15 protein-coding genes are annotated in these 20,019 nt (G+C 75.6%); 7 read left to right on the top strand and 8 right to left on the bottom strand.

What is annotated here, in order from left to right; genetic code table 11:
- Positions 1-214: 214 nt before the first annotated feature.
- Positions 215-1,882, bottom strand: coding sequence for an extracellular solute-binding protein (locus VE546_RS01600; protein ID WP_324917034.1), 1,668 nt, complete (start codon positions 1,880-1,882; stop codon positions 215-217).
- A 331-nt stretch (positions 1,883-2,213) separates the two neighbouring features.
- On the opposite strand from VE546_RS01600, the gene VE546_RS01595 reads away from it, so the two are divergent.
- Positions 2,214-5,183 (top strand): glycoside hydrolase family 3 C-terminal domain-containing protein, encoded by a 2,970-nt coding sequence (locus VE546_RS01595; protein WP_324917031.1) that lies wholly within the window; start codon positions 2,214-2,216, stop codon positions 5,181-5,183.
- Between the two features lie 128 nt (positions 5,184-5,311).
- Positions 5,312-5,728 carry a hypothetical protein gene (locus VE546_RS01590; RefSeq protein WP_324917028.1) on the top strand — a complete coding sequence of 139 codons (417 nt, stop codon included), beginning with the start codon at positions 5,312-5,314 and terminating at the stop codon, positions 5,726-5,728.
- A 304-nt stretch (positions 5,729-6,032) separates the two neighbouring features.
- Here the strand turns inward: VE546_RS01590 and VE546_RS01585 are convergent, their stop codons facing one another.
- Entirely contained in the window at positions 6,033-6,386 is a 354-nt protein-coding gene (locus VE546_RS01585; protein WP_324917025.1) for a hypothetical protein, read from the bottom strand.
- Positions 6,387-6,569: 183 nt separating this feature from the next.
- A complete protein-coding gene (locus VE546_RS01580; protein ID WP_324917022.1) occupies positions 6,570-8,024 on the bottom strand; it encodes an aldehyde dehydrogenase family protein in 1,455 nt (484 codons plus the stop codon).
- Between the two features lie 292 nt (positions 8,025-8,316).
- Here VE546_RS01580 and VE546_RS01575 point away from each other — a divergent pair, with 292 nt between their 5' ends.
- A complete protein-coding gene (locus tag VE546_RS01575; protein ID WP_324917019.1) occupies positions 8,317-9,648 on the top strand; it encodes a M14 family metallopeptidase in 1,332 nt (443 codons plus the stop codon).
- 49 nt (positions 9,649-9,697) lie between these two features.
- Here the strand turns inward: VE546_RS01575 and VE546_RS01570 are convergent, their stop codons facing one another.
- Both VE546_RS01570 and VE546_RS01565 read right to left on the bottom strand, forming a co-directional pair.
- The gene (locus VE546_RS01570; protein WP_324917016.1) at positions 9,698-11,416 is read right to left on the bottom strand and encodes a PucR family transcriptional regulator; all 1,719 of its coding nucleotides are present in this window, start codon (positions 11,414-11,416) and stop codon (positions 9,698-9,700) included.
- 265 nt (positions 11,417-11,681) lie between these two features.
- On the bottom strand, positions 11,682-13,826 hold the full coding sequence (locus VE546_RS01565; protein WP_414720371.1) for an ATP-binding protein: 2,145 nt from the start codon (positions 13,824-13,826) through the stop codon (positions 11,682-11,684).
- A gap of 209 nt (positions 13,827-14,035) precedes the next feature.
- Between VE546_RS01565 and gabT the strand changes: the two genes are divergently transcribed.
- Together gabT and VE546_RS01555 are read left to right on the top strand one after the other, a co-directional pair.
- Entirely contained in the window at positions 14,036-15,388 is a 1,353-nt protein-coding gene (gene gabT, locus VE546_RS01560; protein WP_324917013.1) for a 4-aminobutyrate--2-oxoglutarate transaminase, read from the top strand.
- Positions 15,389-15,702: 314 nt separating this feature from the next.
- Positions 15,703-16,461, top strand: a complete 759-nt coding sequence (locus VE546_RS01555) for a phosphatase PAP2 family protein (protein ID WP_324917010.1) — start codon at positions 15,703-15,705, stop codon at positions 16,459-16,461.
- Here VE546_RS01555 and VE546_RS01550 read toward each other — a convergent pair.
- Complete coding sequence (locus VE546_RS01550; RefSeq protein ID WP_324917007.1) at positions 16,343-16,681, bottom strand: DUF4190 domain-containing protein; 339 nt, start codon at positions 16,679-16,681, stop codon at positions 16,343-16,345. The two genes, VE546_RS01555 and VE546_RS01550, sit on opposite strands and share 119 nt — an antisense overlap.
- Positions 16,682-17,099: 418 nt before the next feature.
- Here VE546_RS01550 and VE546_RS01545 point away from each other — a divergent pair, with 418 nt between their 5' ends.
- Together VE546_RS01545 and VE546_RS01540 are read left to right on the top strand one after the other, a co-directional pair.
- Complete coding sequence (locus VE546_RS01545) at positions 17,100-18,149, top strand: adenosine deaminase (RefSeq protein WP_324917004.1); 1,050 nt, start codon at positions 17,100-17,102, stop codon at positions 18,147-18,149.
- Between the two features lie 4 nt (positions 18,150-18,153).
- Positions 18,154-18,828: a glycerophosphodiester phosphodiesterase gene (locus VE546_RS01540; protein WP_324917001.1), complete on the top strand. Its 675-nt coding sequence runs from the start codon at positions 18,154-18,156 to the stop codon at positions 18,826-18,828.
- Here VE546_RS01540 and VE546_RS01535 read toward each other — a convergent pair.
- Both VE546_RS01535 and VE546_RS01530 read right to left on the bottom strand, forming a co-directional pair.
- Positions 18,776-19,423, bottom strand: a complete 648-nt coding sequence (locus VE546_RS01535; RefSeq protein WP_324916999.1) for a hypothetical protein — start codon at positions 19,421-19,423, stop codon at positions 18,776-18,778. The genes VE546_RS01540 and VE546_RS01535 overlap by 53 nt on opposite strands.
- 404 nt (positions 19,424-19,827) lie before the next feature.
- Positions 19,828-20,019: aldehyde dehydrogenase family protein (locus tag VE546_RS01530; RefSeq protein WP_324916996.1), on the bottom strand; the 192-nt coding region annotated here is incomplete at its 5' end.

Below are 20,019 nucleotides of genomic sequence, written 5' to 3'. Positions count from 1 at the left end.
GCCGTCCGCGGCGGGCGGGCCGGCCGGGGCGGCCGGGGCGATGTGGGGTGCCGGGGCCGGACCGGCCGGTCCGGTGCCGCCGGCCGGTGCCCCGCCCGGGGCCGTGCTGTGGGACACGGGTCTCTCCTCGTCAGCCTCGTTCCGGCGCCCGGCCCGGTGGGGACGCCGCGGGGATGCGCCCGCGGCGGGCCGGGAGCCCGGGTGCGCGGGTCCGTCAGGCGGCGGACTCACCGACCTCGTCGATCAGCTTCCGGTACCAGTCGCGCAGCCGGTCGCCGCCGGCCCGCCGCCAGTCCTCGACGGCCCGCTGCATGTCGGAGACCTTCCTGCGGCCCCGTACGACGTCGTCCTCCAGGTCCTCGAACTGGTCGCCGATGTTGGCCCACCGGTTGGGTTCGCGGACCTGCATCCCGTACAGCAGCGGCTTCTTCATGAACGCGCCCATCCGCTGCTGCCAGGCGCACCAGTCCTCGACCACCTGCGGGTGGTCGGGGAAGGCGGCGACGGCCTCGGCGCCGGCGACGAAGAAGTAGGTGTCCTGGACCTCGGCCACGCCCTGTTCGGTCTTGGTGGGCACGCCGTCCTCCAGCGTGTGGTGGGTGCCCTCCACGCCATACCTGACCAGGCGGTTCTCCTTGGTGCCGTAAGGGGCGGCGGCGAAGTTGGCGATGGCCAGGCACTCCTCGACCGTCTCCTCGGAGGCCTTCTCGTTGATGAAGGCCCAGATGCCGGCCGGGTTGGCGAAGTACAGCCGCGGGTCTCCGCCGTCGTGGCCGAAGATGTCCATGCCCTGGACGCGGAAGTCCGGGTTCTGCTCGCTCTGCTCGTAGGTCCAGCCGTACCACTTGGCGTTGCCGTCGTTCATGATCAGCGACTGGCCGGCGGTGAACCGGGTGCCCGCGTCGCCGCGGCCGGTCCTGGCGTCGGGGTGGACGACCCCGGCGGCGTACAGCTTGCGGGTCCACTCCAGCGCTTCGAGGTAGTTGTCCTTCTCGATGCGGTGGACGAGCCCGTCCCCCTGCCGCTCCCAGCAGTACGGCTTCTCCGGCAGCACGCCGAAGACGTTGAAGGCCGTCCACTTCATGTCCTCGCAGGCCCACACCCTGGCCCTGGGCGCGGTGATCTCCCTGGCGAGGTCCAGGAACTCCCGGGCGCTGGTGGGGACCTCCCAGCCCTTGGCCTCGAAGACGTCCTGGCGGTAGTAGGGGATGATGATGTCCACCGCGCCGGACGGGATCGGCAGCCCGCGCAGCTTCCCGCCGAAGATGGACATCTGCCAGGCGGCGGTGGGGATCGCGGCGAGGTTGGGGTACTTCCTCACCTTCTCGCCCGACAGGTACCGGCCGAGGTCGGCGAAGCGGCTGTCGATCGCGCTGCGGATCCTGCCCTGCATCTCCCAACTGGGGATCACCACCACGTCCGGGATGCCGCTGGAGGCCAGGACGGCGCCGAGCTTCTCGCCGTAGGTGTTGCCGTCCTGGGTCTCCCAGTCGACGTGCACGCCGATGGCCTCGTCGACGGCCCGGTAGTAGGCGCAGTCCTTCTCGGGCGGGGTGCCCCACAGCGGGCTCATGACGGTGACGCGGCCGCCCCGGCCCGTCTTCTCCGGCACGGAGGCGGGCAGGTCGGCGTACGGCCGGGCCTTTCCGGTGAAGCCGGGGCGGGAGCCGTTCCTGCCGGGGATGTCCGGTTCGACGGGCCGGGAGGCCGTGTACGCCGGGAGGATCCTCTCCGCGTCCTTCCTGGTCGTCGTGCCCTCGTTCCGGTTCCCGCCGCCCCCGGAGGAGCACGCCGACAGCAGCGGCGCGCCGCCGGCCGCCGCGGCGGCGACGGCCGCCTGGGCGAGGAACGTTCTCCGGCTCGGGCGGTGGCTCTGGGGCATGGCGGCAACCCTTCGTGGCGGCGCGTCGGCGGGAGCGGCGGGCGTCCGGCAGGGGCCCTGCCGGGGAGCTGATGGGTCGAAGCGCTTCGATACAGGCGCCGAGACTAGGTGGGAGGGTCATGCCGCGCAAGAGTCGGGACGGAGAAACGTCAAAGCGCTTACTACGGCTTGATTACGGGGAGTTCGGGGGTACGGGTGGTGGTTTTCCGTCCGGTGCCTTGACAGCCGTCTCCGCGCCCCTCAGCATCGAAGCGCTTCGAATCCAAGCCACCGCATCGATCGGTGACGCCGGTCGGGGCGTCAGGTACCCGTCGTCCGGAAGGACCCGTACGTGAGCACCGACCAGCCGCCCTTCCGCGATCCGCGGCTGCCCGCCGGCGAGCGCGCCGGCGACCTCCTGGCGCGGCTCACGTCCGATGAGCGCATCGCGATGCTGCACCAGTTCGCGCCCGCGGTGGAGCGCCTCGGCATCGCCGCCTTCCGCACCGGCCAGGAGGCCCTGCACGGCGTGGCCTGGATGGGACCGGCGACGGTCTTCCCGCAGGCGGTGGGGCTGGGGGCGACCTGGAACGACGAGCTGGTGCGGCGGGTCGGCGAGGCCGTCGGCCGCGAGGTGCGCGCGATGCGGGCCCGCGATCCGCGCGTGGGCCTGAACGTCTGGTCGCCCACGGTCAACCTGCTGCGCCATCCGCTGTGGGGCCGCAACGAGGAGGGCTACTCCGAGGACCCCCGCCTGACCGCCGCCCTGGCCACCGCCTACACCCGTGGCCTGCGCGGCGACCACCCCGTGCGCTGGCGCACCGCGCCGGTGCTCAAGCACTGGCTGGCGCACAACAACGAGACCGACCGGGACACCTCCTCGGCGTCGGTGCGGCCGCGGGTGCTGCACGAGTACGAACTGCCCGCCTTCCGCGGCCCGGTGCGGGCCGGCGCGGTGGCCGGGGTGATGCCCGCGTACAACCTGGTCAACGGCCGCCCCAACCACCTCTCCCCGCTGCTCGCCGAGGAGCTGCGCACCTGGTGCGGCCACGAGCTGGTGGTGTGCTCGGACGCGGGCGCGCCCAGCAACCTCGCCGGCTCCCAGGCGTACGTCGCCGACCACGAGGAGGCCGTCGCCGCCGCCCTGCGTGCGGGTGTGGACAGCTTCACCGACCACGGCGAGGACTCCTCGGTCACCGTCGCCCGGGTGCGCCGCGCGCTGGAGCGCGGCCTGATCACGCCCGCCGACGTCGACACGGCGGTGCGGCGGCTGCTGACGATGCGCTGCGCGCTGGGCGAGTTCGACCCCGGAGGCGGCGGGGACGGCCGGGACGGCGGCGACGCCGCGTTCGACACCCCCGGGCACCGGGAGCTGGCCCGCGAGGCCGCCGAGCAGGCGGTCGTGCTGCTGAGGAACGACGGTCTGCTGCCGCTGGCCGGGGGCGTGCGGGTGGCGGTCGTCGGGCTGCTGGCCGACGAGTGCAAGCTCGACTGGTACAGCGGCACGCTCCTGCGCCGCTCCACCCCGCTGGACGGCCTGCGGAGGCGGTTCGGGGACGGGCGCGTGACGTACGCCGAGGGCGCCGACCGGGTCCGTCTGCGCTGCGCGGGCGGCCTGCTCGCCGTCCCGGAGGCCGGATCCGGCACGGCCGGGGCCGGCGCGGCCGGGACCAACACGAACGGGGCCGACGCCCCGGCGGCGGGCGGGGCCGTGGACCCGGCGCTGCTGCGGGGCCGCACCGACCTGCCGCCGCTGGTGGTCCAGGCCGCCCCCGACGGCACCGGCCGGGAGGTGTTCGCCCTGGTGGACTGGGGCGGCGGGGTGCTGACGCTGCGCGCGGGCGACGGCCGCTACCTGTCGGTCGCCGACGACGGCTTCCTGCGCGCCTCGGCGGACCAGCCGGGCGGCTGGGTGGTCCAGGAGACCTTCGAGCTGCGGCCGCACGGCGACGGCGGACACCTGCTGTGGCACCGGGGGACGGGCCGGTACGTGCGGGCCGCCCCGGAGGGCGTCCGGGTCGCCGGGGAGGGCGAGGGCGGCGAGGCGTTCACCGTGGAGACCGTCGAGCGCGGCGAGGACGCGGTGGCCGCCGCCGCGGCGGACGCCGACGTGGTGGTCGTCGTGGCGGGCAACGACCCCCACATCAACGGCCGCGAGACCGAGGACCGCACCACCCTGGCCCTGCCCCCGCACCAGGACCGCCTGTGGCGGGCGGCCCGGGCCGCCAACCCGCGCACCGCGCTGGTGCTCACCTCGTCCTACCCCTACGCGGTGCGGGACGCCGACGCCGAACTGCCCGCCCTGCTGTGGACGGCCCACGGCGGGCAGGCCGCGGGGGACGCCCTGGCCGCCGTGCTGGCCGGTGACGCGGCGCCGGGCGGACGGCTGCCGCAGACCTGGTACGCCGGTGACGCCGACCTGCCCGGCCTGCTCGACTACGACGTCATCGGCGCCCGCACCACGTACCTGTACTTCGAGGGCACGCCGCTCTACCCCTTCGGCCACGGGCTGTCGTACACCTCCTTCGCGTACGGCGGGCTGACCGCCGGACACGACGGCGAGGTGCTGACCGCCGGCTGCACGGTGACCAACACCGGCCCGGTGGAGGGCGACGAGGTCGTCCAGCTCTACGTCCGCGCGCTCGACGTCGCCGGCCCCGCGCTCCCCCGCCCCCGCCGCGCCCTGGCCGCCCACCGCCGGATCCGCCTGGCGCCCGGCGCCGCGCGGCGGGTGGAGTTCGCCGTCCCGCTGTCGGAGGCCCTCGGCCTCTGGGACGTGGCCCACGGCCGCTGGACGGTGACCCCGGGCGCCTACGGCGTCGAGGTCGGCTCCTCCAGCGCCGACATCCGGCGGTCGGCGGTCGTCCGGGTGGCCGGCGAGCCCCCCGCCCCCCGCCCGGTGGGGTCCGTCCGGGCCGCCGACTACGACGAGCAGCGCGGCACCGAACTGGTCGACCTGGACCGGGAGCGCGGCGACGCCGTCGCCCCGGCCGGGCCGGGGCCGGCCGAACTGCTCTTCCGGGACTGCGACTTCGGCACCGGCGCCACCGCCGGCGCCGCCGCTGCCACCGTCACCGTGGAGGCCGCCCGCGAGGAGCCGGGCGAGGCCACGGTCGTCCTGCGCCTGGACGGCGGACGCGACGGCCTCCCGCTGGCCTCCCTGACCGTCCCCGCCACCGGCGACCGCTACGCCTACACCACCGTGCGGGCCGCCCTGCCCGATCCCCCTTCGGGCGTCCACGACCTGCGCGTCACCCTGCACGGCCCCGTGAGACTGGCCCGCCTGGGCTTCGGCGGCTGCCCGACCGCCGGGGCGACCTGACGCCGGGCGGGCCCGCGCCGCGGCCCGGCCACCGCTCCTTCCGGGTGCCGGGCCGCGGCGGCCTCCGCACGCCCGTTGTCACAGCGGCCGGGTACGGTCCCGGGAACCGATCACCCGTGGAGGTGCCCATGAGCTGGGACGTCCTGCTGCTGCCCCTGCCCGCCGACGCCGCCTCGGTGTCCGACCTGCCCGACGGCCTCTCCCCGCCCCCGATCGGCGGTGCCGCCCGCGTCCGGGACGCCCTGCGGGCGGCCGTGCCCGGAGTGGACCTGTCCGATCCCGCATGGGGCGTCCTGGAGGGCCCCACCTGGTCGGTCGAGCTGAACATCGGGGCGGGGGACCCGGTGGAGTCGGTGATGCTGCACGTCCGCGGCGGCGGGGACGACGTACTGCCGGTGATCCACCGCATGGCGGCGGCCCTGGGGTGCCGGGCGGTGGACTGCTCCGAGGGGGACTTCCTGGCCGAGGGGGACGGCACGGGCTGGCACGCCTTCCAGGAGTTCCGCGACCGGGTCCTCGCGCCGCGGCCGGAGCACGAGGCCTGAACCGGGCGGACGCCGCACCACCGCACGCCCGCCGGGCGCGCGGTCCGGCCACGGCCGCCCGCTCGTCGTCCGGTTCCCGGCGGTGCGGACCGAGCGCGAGGGCGGCGGAGTGCGTACCCGGCTCGCGGGCGGCCGCGCTCGTCCCCCGGAGCGCGCGCTCGACGCGCCCGGCCGCGTCCTCGTCCGCGTCCTCGTCCTCGTCCTCGTCGATGGTGTGCGTACGTCAGGCGCTCGGCGGCGCGCGGGACGGTGCCGTGCGCGGGGCCGTGCCAGGTCCGCACGGCCGGGCGCCCGAAGTCGCCGCTCAGGCGGCGGTGTGGGCGAGGACGTAGCCGCCCTGGACGACCGCGCCGATCGCCGCCGCGGTCGCGGCCCTCTTCGAGTACGGCGGCGATCCCGCCGCACGGCCGGTCGGAGGTCTCCTCCAGGGGGCGGCGCAGCGCGGGGCCGACGACGCCCTCCGGGTCCTGGGCGAGGCCGCCGAGGCGGCAGCCGCGCGGCATGCAGCGTTCGCGCCGCAGGTACGCCCGGTCGCGCTCCCCTCCCCGTTCGGGTCGGCCTCGGCGGCGGCGCGCAGCCGCTCGGCGTTGCGGCGGACGGCGGCGAGCGGCGAGCGGCGAGCGGCGAGGGCGGGCTTGCCGTCGAAGTGGTGGTGCATGCCGTCCCGGTCCATCCCGGCCCGCTGCTGGACGGCCCGGGGGCTGGTACCGGTGTGTCCGCGTTCCCGGAGCAGTTCTCCGGTCGCCCCGACCAGTCTGTCGGCGGTGTTCCCACCCGGCCCGCACCTACTGGCATGCACAGCACGCCAGGACGGGTGCGGCCGGTCTCCGGCGGTCCGGGCCTACAGCTCCAGGCCGGTGAGGACCATCACCCGCTCGTAGGTGTAGTCCTCCATCGCGAACCGCACACCCTCGCGGCCCACACCGGACTCCTTGGCACCGCCGTACGGCATCTGGTCCGCGCGGTAGGAGGGCACGTCACCGATGATCACGCCGCCGACCTCCAGGGCGCGGTGGGCGCGGAAGGCGGCCTGCAGGTCGTGGGTGAACACGCCCGCCTGGAGGCCGTACTTCGAGTCGTTGACCGCGGCGAAGGCGGCCTCCTCGCCCTCGACGGAGGCCATGGTCAGCACGGGGCCGAAGACCTCCTCGCAGGAGATCGTGACGTCGGCGGGGACGTCGGTGAGGACGGTGGGGGCGTAGGCGGCGCCGTCGCGCTTGCCGCCGGTCAGCAGCTTCGCCCCGGCGGCGACCGCCTCCTCCACCCAGGACTCCACGCGCTTGGCGGCGTCCTCGTTGATCAGCGGGCCGACGTCGGTGGCGTCGTCCGACGGGTCGCCGGTGACCTGCGCCTCGACCGCGGCGACCACCTTGGGCACCAGGCGGTCGTACACCGAGGCGTCGGCGATGACGCGCTGGACGGAGATGCAGGACTGGCCGCCCTGGTAGTTGGAGAAGGTCGCGATGCGCTGCGCGGCCCAGTCGAGGTCGGCCTCCGAGGAGTAGTCGGCCAGCACCACCGCCGCGCCGTTGCCGCCCAGCTCCAGGGTGACGTGCTTGCGCGGCACGGAGTCCAGCAGGGACCAGCCGACGGGGCCGGAGCCGGTGAAGGAGATGACCGGCAGCCGCTCGTCCTTCACCAGGGCCGGCATGCGGTCGTTGGGCACGGGCAGCACCGACCAGGAACCGGCCGGCAGGTCGGTCTCGGCCAGCAGCTCGCCCAGGAGCAGCGCGGACAGCGGGGTCGCCGGGGCGGGCTTGAGGATGATCGGCGTGCCGACGGCGATGGCCGGGGCGACCTTGTGGGCGCACAGGTTGAGGGGGAAGTTGAACGGCGCGATGCCCAGCACCGGCCCGCGCGGGAAGCGGCGGGTCAGGGCCAGGCGGCCGGTCCCGCCCGCGTCGGAGTCCAGCCGCTGGGCGGTGCCGCCGTTGAAGCGGCGGGCCTCCTCGGCGGCCCAGCGGAAGACCGAAACGGCACGGCCGACCTCGCCGCGGGCCCACTTCATGGGCTTGCCGTTCTCGGCGGAGATCAGCTCCGCGATCTCCTCGGTGCGCTCCGCGAGCCGCCGCGAGACGTGGTCGAGGGCCGCGGCGCGGACGTGCGCGGGCGTGGCCGCGAACTCGGCGGCGACCCCGGCCGCGGCGGCCACGGCCTGCTCGACCTGGTCGTCGGTGGGGACGCCGACGGTGCCGACGGTCCGGCCGTCCCAGGGCGAGGTGACCGTCAGGGTCTCGTCGCCGGTCGCCTGACGGCCGGCGAGCCAGAACGCGTGGGTGGGTGTCGCTGTGCTCACTGCGTATCCCGGCCCTTCCGAAGTGGTGGAGCGATGTCGGTGGTCTGTCGGTGGTCGGGGCCCGGCGGCGGTGCGGCCGGCTCCCGCCCTCCCACCGTAGGGGCCCCGTCCGCGCGGCACCCTTGTCCGGCGCGTCGCACTCCGGCGGCCCCTTGCACCTCTTTGGCAGGTCTTCGGCAGGTCTTCGGCGGGGTTCCGGCAGGCGGCGCCGTTGCCCTCCGCCTCTTCTGCCGCGACCATGACACGGCACGCACTACCCCCACCCGTCGAACTGGACACCCCAGGAGACGCGATGCGCAGACGCCCCCACGGCCGGCGGTTCACCACCGCGGCCCTGTTCCTCACCCTCGCACTGGCCGTTCCGCTCGGGGCACAGGCCACCGCCGCTCCCCCCGACGGCGGCCCGCGGACCGCCGCGGGCGAGCGGCAGTACGAGATCGCCGGGGTCACCGGCGCCGACCTCCGCACGGCCATCGCCCGCACCGGCGCGGCCATCGACGCGGTGCGCGAGCACTCGGTGGTGGTCACCGCCGACGCCGCGCAGGCCGAGAAGCTGCGGAAGGCGGGCCACCGCCTCACCGCGCTCCCCGCCCCGCCGGACCGGGCACCGGCGGACGGCGGAGCCGGCACCCTCGACTTCCCGCCGGCCGACTCCGGCTACCACAACTACGCCGAGACCATGGCCGCCATCGACGGGTACGTCCAGAAGTACCCGGACATCATGGCCAAGCGGGTCATCGGCACCTCCTACCAGGGCCGGAACATCGTCGCCGTCAAGATCAGCGACAACGCCCGCACCGACGAGAGCGAGCCGGAGGTGCTGTTCACCCACCACCAGCACGCCCGCGAACACCTCACCGTCGAGATGGCGCTCTACGTGATCCGGGAGTTCGGCGAGCGCTACGGCTCGGACTCCCGCATCACCCGGATGGTGGACCAGCGCGAGCTGTGGGTCATCGCGGACGTCAACCCCGACGGCGGCGAGTACGACATCGCGAGCGGCAGCTACCGGAGCTGGCGCAAGAACCGCCAGCCCACCCCCGGCTCCTCCGCCATCGGCACCGACCTCAACCGCAACTGGCCCTACCAGTGGGGCTGCTGCGGCGGCTCCTCCTCCAGCCCCTCCAGCATCACCTACCGCGGCCCGTCCGCCGGGTCCGCGCCCGAGGTGAAGGTCGTCGCCGACTTCGTCAACAGCCGGGTCGTCGGCGGGAAGCAGCAGATCAGGGCGCACATCGACTTCCACACCTACAGCGAGCTGGTGCTGTGGCCGTACGGCTACACCTACGACGACACCGCCGAGGGGCTCACCCGGGACGACCGCGACGCCTTCGCCGCCGTCGGCAGGGCGATGGCCGCCAGCAACGGCTACACCCCGCAGCAGTCCAGCGACCTGTACATCACGGACGGCGGCATCAACGACTGGATGTGGGGCCGGCACCGCATCTTCAGCTACACCTTCGAGATGTACCCCGGGCCCAACGGCGCCGAGGGCTTCTACCCGCCGGACGAGGTGATCGAGCGGGAGACCAGCCGCAACGAGGACGCCGTCCTGCTGCTGCTGGAGAACGCCGACTGCATGTACCGCTCGATCGGCAAGGCGGCGCAGTACTGCACCTCCTGACCGTCTTCTGACCGCTGCCCGCCCCCGGCCCGCCCGGGGCCGGCCGGTCCTAGCCGGCCCGTCCCCGGCCCGCTCCCGCGGAGACGCGGGCCGGGGGCACGGTCGCCGTCGCCTTGAGCGCCAGCCACAGCTCCATCCGCACGTCCGGGTCGTCCAGCGACCGGCCGAGGATCTCCTCGACCCGCCGCATCCGGTAGCGGAGGGTGTGCCGGTGGACGCCGAGGTCGGCGGCGGCCGCGTCCCACTGCCCGTGCCGCGACAGCCAGGCGTGCAGCGAGGCGACCAGGTCGCCGCGGCCGTGCGCGTCGTGCTCGTGCAACGCCCGCAGCATGCCGTCGGCGAAGGCGCGCACGGCGTCGTCGGCCAGCAGCGGAAGCACCGACCCGGAGGCTACGTCCTCGTGCTCGACGAGCACCCGGCCGCGGCGGCGGGCGACGGACAGCGCCTGGCCGGCCTGTTTGAAGGCCACCGCCGCGGCGGCGATCCCGGTGGGGGCCGAGACGCCGATGACCACCCCCCGCTCACCGCCGCCCGCCGGCTTGCCCCTGCCCTCCGTCTCGGTCTCGGCCGCGAAGTCCGCGCAGGCGGCCGCCGCGGCCCCGCCGTCCGCGACCAGTCCCGTCAGCCGGCCGCCGTACGGCACCAGCAGGACCGCCTCCCCGGCCCGGGCGGCGGCGGCCTCGACCCGCTCGGCGAGCGCCTCCACTCCGGCGGGCAGGCCGCCGTCGGACTCCTGCGGGCCGCCGGGCACGGTCTCCGTCCCGCCTCCGCCGGTCTCCGGCGCCGTCCGCCGCCGGCCCGCGGTGCCGGACACGCCCTCCGCCACGATCACCCGCAGCGGGGCGTCCAGCAGCCCGCCGTAGAGGGAACCGGCGACCGCCCGGGCGTGGTCGGCCTCCCCCGCCATCAGCATCCGCAGCACCGCGGCGCCCAGCCGCTGCTCGGCCTCCTGCAGGGCGCGGGACCGCTCGGCGGTCAGGGTCAGCAGGGCGACGGCGGAGTTGACGGCGTAGCGCCCGGCGGTGCCCAGCGGGGCGCCCGTGCCGACCGCGAGCACGGCCCGGGGGCGCCGTCCGGAGCCGATCGACTGCAGCTCCACCCGGTCGTCCACCCGGTCGCCGCCCCCGGGCCCGCTCACCACGGCGCTCGCGGGCGCGGGCCGGTCGCGCAGCCGCTCCACCTCGCCGGTCAGCCGGGCGGCGCGGCGGGACGCCCAGGCGGGGGCGGCGGCCACCAGCGTGCCGGAGACGTCGTAGAGGGCGGCCCAGCCGTCGACGTGGGCGGCCAGTTTGGCCAGCAGGGCGGCCGGGCCCCGCGCGGACAGCGCGGCGCGGGTCAGCTCGCGCTGGGCCTCGAAGCCCTCGGTGACCGCCTGGTACTGCTCCGCGGCGATGGCGGCCGAGACCGCCTTGCTGATGGCCAGGAAGGGAGTGCGCCGGGGCACCTCCAGCAGCGGGAAGTCCGCCTCGCGGGCGGCCGCGAGCAGCGCCGGCGGCACCTTCTCGTGGCTGACCCCGGCCGCGAAGCCCAGCCCGACCACACCGGCGCCGTCCAGCCGGCCGATGTAGCGGCGCATCGCGTCCTCGTTCTCGACGTCGAGCTTCATCGCCGTGATCAGCAGCAGCTCCCCGCCCTCCAGGTACGGCACGGGGTCGGCCAGCTCGCTCACGTGCGCCCAGCGCACGGGCGTGTCCAGCCGGCTCTCGCCCGCGAGGACGGTGAGCCTGAGGGCGGAGTGCTGCACCAGCGAGGCAAGGGTGAGCGGCATGGCTGACCTGGGGCCCTTTCCGGCGGCCGGCCGCATCTGTCGGCGGCTCCGGCAGACGGGTGACGTGTGACGACTTTTTGGCCGTTCGGTAGTGAGAACGAGGCCGGACTATGCCCAACCGTACAGCCGCATGCGCCGCCGCGCGCCCCCTGTCCCCCTTCGCTCCCCCGTATCTCCCTCTGCTCCCGTTGCCGCCCGTATTTCCGCCGCCTCCGTCCTCCGGCGTTCCCCCGTGCTTCCGGCGCCCCCGTGCGTGCCGTTCCCGTCACTCCCCGAGCCTGGTCAGGACCGGCGGACTCGCCTCGCCGCGGACCGTGGTGAGCGACACCACGGCGTGGCCCGGCGGCACCTTGTGGGCGAGGTCGGAGGCGGACCACCGCTCCCGCTGCACCGTGCGCACGGTGACCGACCGGGTGGTCGCCCGCACCCCTGTGAACAGGGTGCGGATACCGCGCAGACCACGCCTGACCAGGCCGCCGGAGAAGTCGGGGTTGTGGGTGACGTCCTCGGTCTTCACCCACTCCCGGCCCCACGCCTGCGCGAACACCTCGCCGTCCCAGGTGCTCACGCCGGAGAGCACCACCCGGCAGCCGACCGCCCCGACCGCCGCCGCGCGCAGCGGCTCGGGCACCTCGTCCAGGCTGCGCAGCGCCAGCACCACGCCGGCGTTGGCGGTCCGCAGCCGCTGGACGGCGCGCACGGAGGCGGGGGTGAGGGTGTGCGCGGCGTCGTCGAGCACCAGGCAGGCGAAGAGCGAACGCTCGTCGCGGGTGGCGGCGCAGGTGGTGAACTGGGCCAGCAGCAGCCGGGCCAGCAGCCGGGACGCCTCGGCGTGCCCGCGCTCGGGCAGGTCGATCCGCACCCGCAGCGGATGCTCCAGGTCGCGCATGGCGAAGGGGCGGGTGGTGCCGCTGGTGTCGAAGAACCCGGCGAACGCGGGCCGGTCCAGCAGGGCGATCCGGTCGGCGAGCAGCGGCCCCGGATCCCCGGGGCGCCCGGACTGGCGCTCGCGGGCGTCCAGTTCGCGCAGGGCGGCGCCGTCCCCGGCCGCCTCGCACGCCTGACGCAGCGCGGCGAGCGCGACGGGCACCCCGTCCAGCAGCTCGCGCAGCTCGGGCACGGAGGGGAAGCGGCCGTGGGCGGCCCGGTAGGGGCCGATGAGCTGGGCGAGGGCGGTGGCGGCGCGGCGGGTGTCCGCCTCGCTCCCCTGGACGCCCGGGCCGCCGGGCGCGTCCCCGACCAGCGCCTCGGCCAGGACGGCGGCGGCCTCGTCCGGGTCCTCGGTGCCGCCGTAGAGGTCGAGGTCGTGGGCGGAGCCGGGGCTGCCGAGCCTGATCACCACGTCGTAGGCCTCGTCGGAGCCGAGCCCGGAGCCCGCCGTGCCCACGGCGACCACCGCGGCCCGTCCGGCCAGCGCCTGGAGCGCCAGGGACTCCACCACGGGCCGCACCACGCGGCTGGTCTTCCCGGCCGCGGACGGCCCCACCACCAGCAGCGAGGTGCTCAGCAGCGCCGGTTCCAGTGCGAGGGAGACGCCCCGGTAGGCGTGGGGGTTGCGGTCCTCGTCGGGCGCGGCGCCCAGCCGCACCTGCCCGGTCAGCAGGTCGTGGCGGGCCGCCCGGGCGGGCAGGTCCCGGTCCCCGGAGGGGTGCGTGAAGGCGGCGGCGCCCCGGTCGAGCACGGCCTCGGTGAAGGAGGGCAGGTGGGAGGGCCGGGCCCGGACGACCTGCCAGGCGCGGTCGATCCGGACGTAGTCCACGTCGTTCATCCGCCCCGCGTGGACCTCGGCGGTCAGCCGGTCGGCGGCGGCGTGTTCGCCGACGGCCCGTAGCTGGGGCCAGACGGCCGGGTCGCCGGGGCCGCCCTCGGGCACGGCCGCCGGAGCGGCCCCGGCGGCCCCGGCGTCCGGGCCGGACAGCCGCGGGCGCACGTAGCGCCGCCAGACCTCGCCCCAGTGGCCGATGCGGCCGAAGATCCACGCCAGCAGGACGGCGACGAGGGCGTAGTAGACGTAGGCGGCGGTGACGAAGATCCCGTCTCCCTTCCAGGAGTCGGGCGTGAACCAGTCCAGCGGCCACATCAACGGGGGGAGGTAGCCGTTGTAGTTCAGCGACCACACCAGCAGCCCGCACAGCAGCGCCAGCGCCGCGCCGCCCAGCAGTTGCCGGTCGTCCAGCCGGTCGGGGTCCTCCGGGGGCCTGGGCCGGTGCCCGTACCGCCAGATGCCCGGCCCGGCCTCGGGCCGCGGCGTGCGCAGCCACTCGCCCAGCAAGGGCCCGGCCGCGGGCGCCTGCCGCGGCATGGGGGGCGCGGGCGGGGTCAGCGGCATCGCCGGTACGGCCTCGGCTCCCCCCGGGGCCCCCTGCGAGCCCCGTGCGTCCCATGCTCCGTGCGCCCCGTCGCCCACCATTCGCCGTCCTGCTCCTCGCCCGGCACGCCCTTGCCCGTCCACCGTCCCAATCTAGTCTCCGGACGGGGCAGTTGGCCGCCGTACGGAACCGGCCATGTCCACCGCGGCCAACACGCCGCGGCCACTTCTCCGCGGCGGTGCATGTCGGTGCCCTTTTCCTCCCCCTAGCCTGCGAAGGAGCAGCACCCCTTCATACCGAGGAGCCCGCCATGACCGAACTGTCCGGAGGTCCCGCCCTCCCCCAGGAGCGCCGTGTCGTCACCGCGATCCCCGGGCCGAAGTCGCAGGAGCTGATGGCCCGCAAGCAGGCGGCCGTGGCCGGGGGCGTCGGAGCCGTCCTGCCCGTGTTCGCCCGCCGCGCCGGAGGCGGGGTCCTGGAGGACGTGGACGGCAACTCCTTCATCGACCTGGGCTCCGGCATCGCCGTGACCTCGGTCGGCAACAGCGCGGAGGCCGTGGTGCGCCGCGCCGCCGCGCAGCTGGAGCAGTTCACCCACACCTGTGCGATGGTGACCCCGTACGAGGTGTACGTCGAGGTCTGCGAGGAGCTGGCGAAGCTCACGCCCGGCGACCACGCCAAGCGGTCGGCGCTGTTCAACTCGGGTGCCGAGGCCGTCGAGAACGCCGTGAAGATCGCCCGCTCGTACACCGGGCGCCAGGCCGTCGTGGTCTTCGACCACGCCTACCACGGCCGCACCAACCTCACCATGGCGCTGACGGCGAAGAACATGCCGTACAAGCAGGGCTTCGGCCCGTTCGCGCCGGAGATCTACCGGGTGCCGGTGGCCTACCCCTTCCGCTGGCCGACCGGCCCGGAGAACTGCGCGCAGGAGGCCGCGGACGAGGCCATCGACCGGATCACCAAGCAGATCGGGGCCGAGAACGTCGCCGCGATCGTCATCGAGCCGGTGCTGGGCGAGGGCGGGTTCATCGTGCCCGCCCGGGGCTTCCTGCCGCGCATCGCGCAGTTCGCCAAGGAGAACGGGATCGTCTTCGTCGCGGACGAGATCCAGTCCGGCTTCTGCCGCACCGGCCAGTGGTTCGCCTGCGAGGACGAGGGCATCGTCCCCGACCTGATCACCACCGCCAAGGGCATCGCGGGCGGTCTGCCGCTGGCGGCCGTCACCGGCCGCGCCGAGATCATGGACTCCGTGCACGCCGGCGGCCTGGGCGGCACCTACGGCGGCAACCCGGTGGCCTGCGCCGCCGCGCTGGGCGCGATCGAGACGATGCGCGAGCTGGACCTCAACGCCCGGGCCCGCCGCATCGAGGAGATCATGAAGCCGCGGCTGGAGAAGCTGGCCGGGCGGCACGCCGTGATCGGCGACGTCCGCGGCCGGGGCGCGATGCTCGCCATCGAGCTGGTGAAGCCGGGCACCAAGGAGCCCGACGCGCAGGCGACCGCCGCCGTCGCGAAGCACTGCCACCAGGCCGGTGTGCTGGTGCTGACCACCGGCACCTACGGCAACGTGATCCGCTTCCTTCCGCCCCTGGTCATCGGCGAGGATCTGCTGAACGAGGGCCTGGACGTGCTGGAGGAGGCCTTCGCGGGCCTGGAGTGAGGTGAGGGCGTGAGGGGCGGCGTGAAGAACGTGTGCGAAGGCCATGGCCTTGCGGTGACACGCCTGTCCGCCGCCCGCCGCCTGTCGTACGGTCTTCCACGGAACGCAGTGTCCCGTCCGTGGGCGACCGCGGACGGCACCGAGCCGGTGGTTCCCCTTCTCCGGCCCGGTTGTGCCCTCGCGCACATTCCTCACCGATCGGACGGCCGCCCGCCCCATACCCCCCGGGGCGCGCGGTGACCGGTCGCCACGGCGGCCCCGGAACCCTCCCCCCTGTTCCGGGGTCGCCGTCTCGTACTGTCCCGGCGTCCCTGGTGTCCGCCGTCCTGTCGCGGACGGCCCGGGCGGTGCTCCTGCCGCTGCTCCTGCCGCTGCTGGTCTTCACCGCCGCCGCCTGGCAGGTGGTGGCCGGCGGGCCGCTGGCGGACGCGGACGAGGACCTGGCCCGGGAGCTGCGGGCGAACGCCCCGCCGACCGTGTTCGCCGAACTCCTCGCCGACCTGGGCAACGCGGTGGTCGCGCTGCCCGTCCTGGCGGCGGCGCTGCTGTACGCGGGGCTGCGCGGGCGCCGGTGGCGGGCGCCGCTGGCGGCGGCGCTGGCGATGGCCGCCGTACCGGCCGTGGTGGCGCCGCTGAAGGCGCTGACCGACCGGCCCGGCCCGCTCGGCGGCACCGGGTACTTCCCCTCCGGCCACGCGGCGACGGCCGCGGTGGCGTACGGCGCCGCCGCGCTGCTGGTGCTGCCGCACGTTCCCCCGCGCGTGCGGCGCGCGCTGCCGGCGGCCGCCGTGCTGGTGTGCGCCGCCGTGGGCGCGGGGCTGGTGTGGCGGGGGTACCACTGGCCGCTGGACGTGCTGGCCGCCTGGTGCCTGGGGGTGCCGCTGCTGGCCGCCGTCCGGGCCGGGGAGGCCGGGCTCCCGGCGGACGCGGCCGGGGCCCGGGCCTCCGCCGCCGTCACCTCGCCGGGGTCACCGCCGGGGCGGCCGGCACGGCGGTGGCCGCGGCCTGCGCGTTGTAGGTGTGGCCGGTCTCCCCGGAGTCGTCGCTCTCCCGGTCGTCGCTCCAGACGGTGATGGCGAGGACGATCAGCGTGGCGACGGCGGCGCAGACCACGAAGGAGACGATCCCGAGGACGAGTCCGGCGGTCGCCTGGCCGCTGCCGTACGCCTGGCCCCGCTTGATCCTGCGCCGCGCCGAGAGACCCAGGCCGATGGCGAAGGGCGAGGTGAGGATGGCGACGACCATGCCGTAGACGGTCGTGACCAGGAAGACGCTGATGATGCCGAGCACCATCGCAGCGGTGCAGATGCCGCTGGTCGAGGGGGGCGGCGGGGGCGGTGTCCAGGCGTACCCGTACCCGGCCGGGTACCCGTATCCGGGCGCGTACCCGTGACCGGGCGCGGGCGGGGGCGCCGTCCACCCCGGACCGGGCGGCCCGTACGGCTGCTGCTGCGGCGGTTGCGGATGTCCGCCGGGCGACGGGAGCGCCGTCACGGTCGGCTGCTCGGCGGGGGGCGGGCCGCCCCGTCCGCCGGCCGTGCCGGGTGGCGCGCCCTCCTCCCGGCCTCCCCCCGGGGCACGGTGTTCCGGCGGGCCCTGGCTCTCGGGCATGTCCCCCTCCTCGGTGCGTGTGCGGCCATCGTATGTGCGCATGCGCGGCGCCCCGCCGCCCGCCTACCATGGCCCGCGCCCCCGTCCGTCTGGAGGAACCTTGTCCAATCCCGGCACCGGCTCCGGATCCGGTGAACTGTCCGCCTTCATCGCCGGCCTCCCCAAGGCCGAACTCCACGTCCACCACGTCGGTTCCGCCTCCCCCCGCATCGTCGCCGAGCTGGCGGCCCGGCACCCGGGCTCCGCGGTGCCGGCCGACGAGGACGCGCTCGCCGAGTACTTCACCTTCCGCGACTTCGCGCACTTCGTCGAGGTCTACCTGTCCGTGGTGGACCTGATCCGCGACGCCGAGGACGTCCGGCTGCTGACGTACGAGGTCGCCCGGGACATGGCCCGCCAGAACATCCGCTACGCCGAGCTGACCGTCACCCCCTACAGCTCGACGCGGCGCGGCATACCGGAGAAGGCCTTCATGGAGGCGATCGAGGACGCCCGCCGGGCCGCCGAGGCCGAGCTGGGCGTCACCCTGCGGTGGTGCTTCGACATCCCCGGCGAGGCGGGTCTGGAGGCCGCCGAGGAGACCGCCCGGCTGGCCTGCGAGCTGCGTCCCGAGGGGCTGGTCTCCTTCGGCCTGGGCGGCCCGGAGATCGGGGTGCCGCGCCCGCAGTTCAAGCCGTACTTCGACCGCGCCATCGCCGAGGGCCTGCACAGCGTCCCGCACGCCGGCGAGACCACCGGTCCCGAGACGATCTGGGACGCCCTGACCTCCCTGCGCGCCGAGCGCATCGGCCACGGCACCAGCGCCCCGCGCGATCCGCGGCTGCTGGAGCACCTGGTGGAGCACCGCATTCCGCTGGAGGTCTGCCCGACCTCCAACCTCGCCACCCGCGCCGTGGCGTCTCTGGAGGAGCACCCGGTGGTGGAGATGGCCAAGGCGGGCGTGCTGGTGACGGTCAACAGCGACGACCCGCCGATGTTCGGCACCGACCTGTGCACCGAGTACGAGATCGCCGCCCGGCTGCTGAACCTGGACGCCGCGGGGGTGGCGGCGCTGGCGAGGAACGCCGTGACCGCCTCCTTCGCCCCCGACCGGGTCAAGTCGTCCCTGCTCGCCGAGATCGACGCCCACCTCGCCTCGTGGTCGGCCTGAGCCGGTGAGCGGGCCGGACGTGCTGGCGGTCGCCCACCGCGGCCATCCCCACCGCGAGCGCGAGAACACCCTGGCCTCGGTCCGCGCCGCGCTCGCGGCGGGCGCGGACGCGGTGGAGGTGGACGTGCGCCTCACCGCCGACGGCACGCCGGTCCTGCTCCACGACGCGACGCTGGAGCGCCTGTGGGGGGTGGACCGTCCGCTGGCCGAGGTCCGCGACCGCGACCTCCCGGCGGGCGTCCCCGCCCTGGCGGAGGCCCTGGCGGCGACGGCCGGGGCGCGCCTGATGGTCGATCTGCCGGATCCGGGGGCCGCGTCCGCCGCCGTGGCCGAGGTCCGCGCGGCGGGCGCGGCCGGGCGCGTGTACTGGTGCGGGGGCCCGGCGGCGATGTCCGCCGTCCGCGCGGCGGACCCCGGCGCGGAACTCGCCCTCACCTGGACGCGCGCGGCCCCCGTGCGCCCCGCCCTGCTGGCCGGCCTGCGCCCCCGCTGGCTCAACTACCGCTTCGGCCTGCTGTCCCCGCCCCTGGTGGAACGGGCCCGCCGCGACGGCCTGCTCGTCTCGTGCTGGACCCCGGACACGGCCCGCGCGATGCGCCGTCTGATCGCGATGGGCGTCCACTCGATCACCACCAACCGCGTCGACGTCCTGCGCGGTCTGCTGGGCCCGCGGCGCTGAGGGGCCGGGGTCGGCCGACCGGCCCGCACACCTCGTCGCGGATGCCGCTCACCCGCTCGGCGAAGGCGTCGAGGTCCACGTCCTCGGGCGCGTGGGCGAAGGCGTCGAGGCTGTTGTCCGCGACGGAGCCCATGGCCCCGGCGTCGCCCCGGGCGCACAGGGGAATGGTGTGCTCCTCGCCGTCCTCGGACCTGATCAGCACCTCGCACGTCAGCGGCTCGCCGGAATCCGCCGGGGTGACGTCCCGGCGGGGCACGGCCACGCTCAGGGAGGAGGCCCCCTCCGTGTCGTCGAGCGGACGTTCCTCCGGCGCCTCGGAGCCGCCCGTGTCCCCGTGGTGCCCGAGGTACGGCAGTTCCTCGTCGCCGGACCCGTCGTCGTGGCGGCCGGCCACCGCCGTCGGGCCCGGTCCGGTGACGCGCTGGAAGGTGTCGCTCAGGTCCCCGGAGAGGGTCGGCCCGCCGTCCTCGACGGTGCGGGGCGGGGTGAGGGTGTACGCGGGAGTCGGGTCCGGGTTCGGGGGCGCACCGCCGGCGTACACCTCGGCGGCCGCCCGGAGCAGGACGTACCCGCCGGCCGGCACGGCGGCGATCACGCCGATCACCTTGCCCGCGTTGCCCCTCCGTCGCGGCGGCGGACCCACCGGGGGCTGCCCGTACGGCCCGGGGTGCCCGTACGGTGCGGGCCGTGTCGGCACACCGGCGTAGGGCCGCTGCGGCTGTGGGCCGGAGGGGCCCTAGGGTGCGGGTTGGTGCGGGTGCGGGGGTGTGGTCACGTCCTCTGCTGCTCTCCGTGGTCCGGACGCGGTCCGCGCCGTCCCTCGCCGGACCGCGTCGTGCGCGCGGAGGCCGGACCCCACGGACGGTCCACCTGGTCCGCTCCCCCGTTCGGTCGCTTCGCGTCACCGGTCCGCCACGCGCGTCCCGCGCGGTGGACGGACCGGTCGGCCCCCGCACCTCCGGGGGTGCGGGGGCCGAGGAGCCGGGGGCGGTCAGCGGGTCACAGGGCGGTCATGACGTGCTTGATGCGGGTGTAGTCCTCCAGCCCGTAGGCGGACAGGTCCTTGCCGTACCCGGACTTCTTGAACCCGCCGTGCGGCATCTCGGCCACCAGCGGAATGTGGGTGTTGATCCACACACAGCCGAAGTCCAGCGCCCGCGACAGCCGCATCGCCCGGGCATGGTCCTTCGT

The sequence above is a fragment of the Streptomyces sp. genome, from assembly GCF_035644915.1.
In the GTDB taxonomy this organism is placed as follows: Bacteria; Actinomycetota; Actinomycetes; order Streptomycetales; family Streptomycetaceae; genus Streptomyces.
This window is presented reverse-complemented; position numbering and strand designations above follow the sequence as displayed.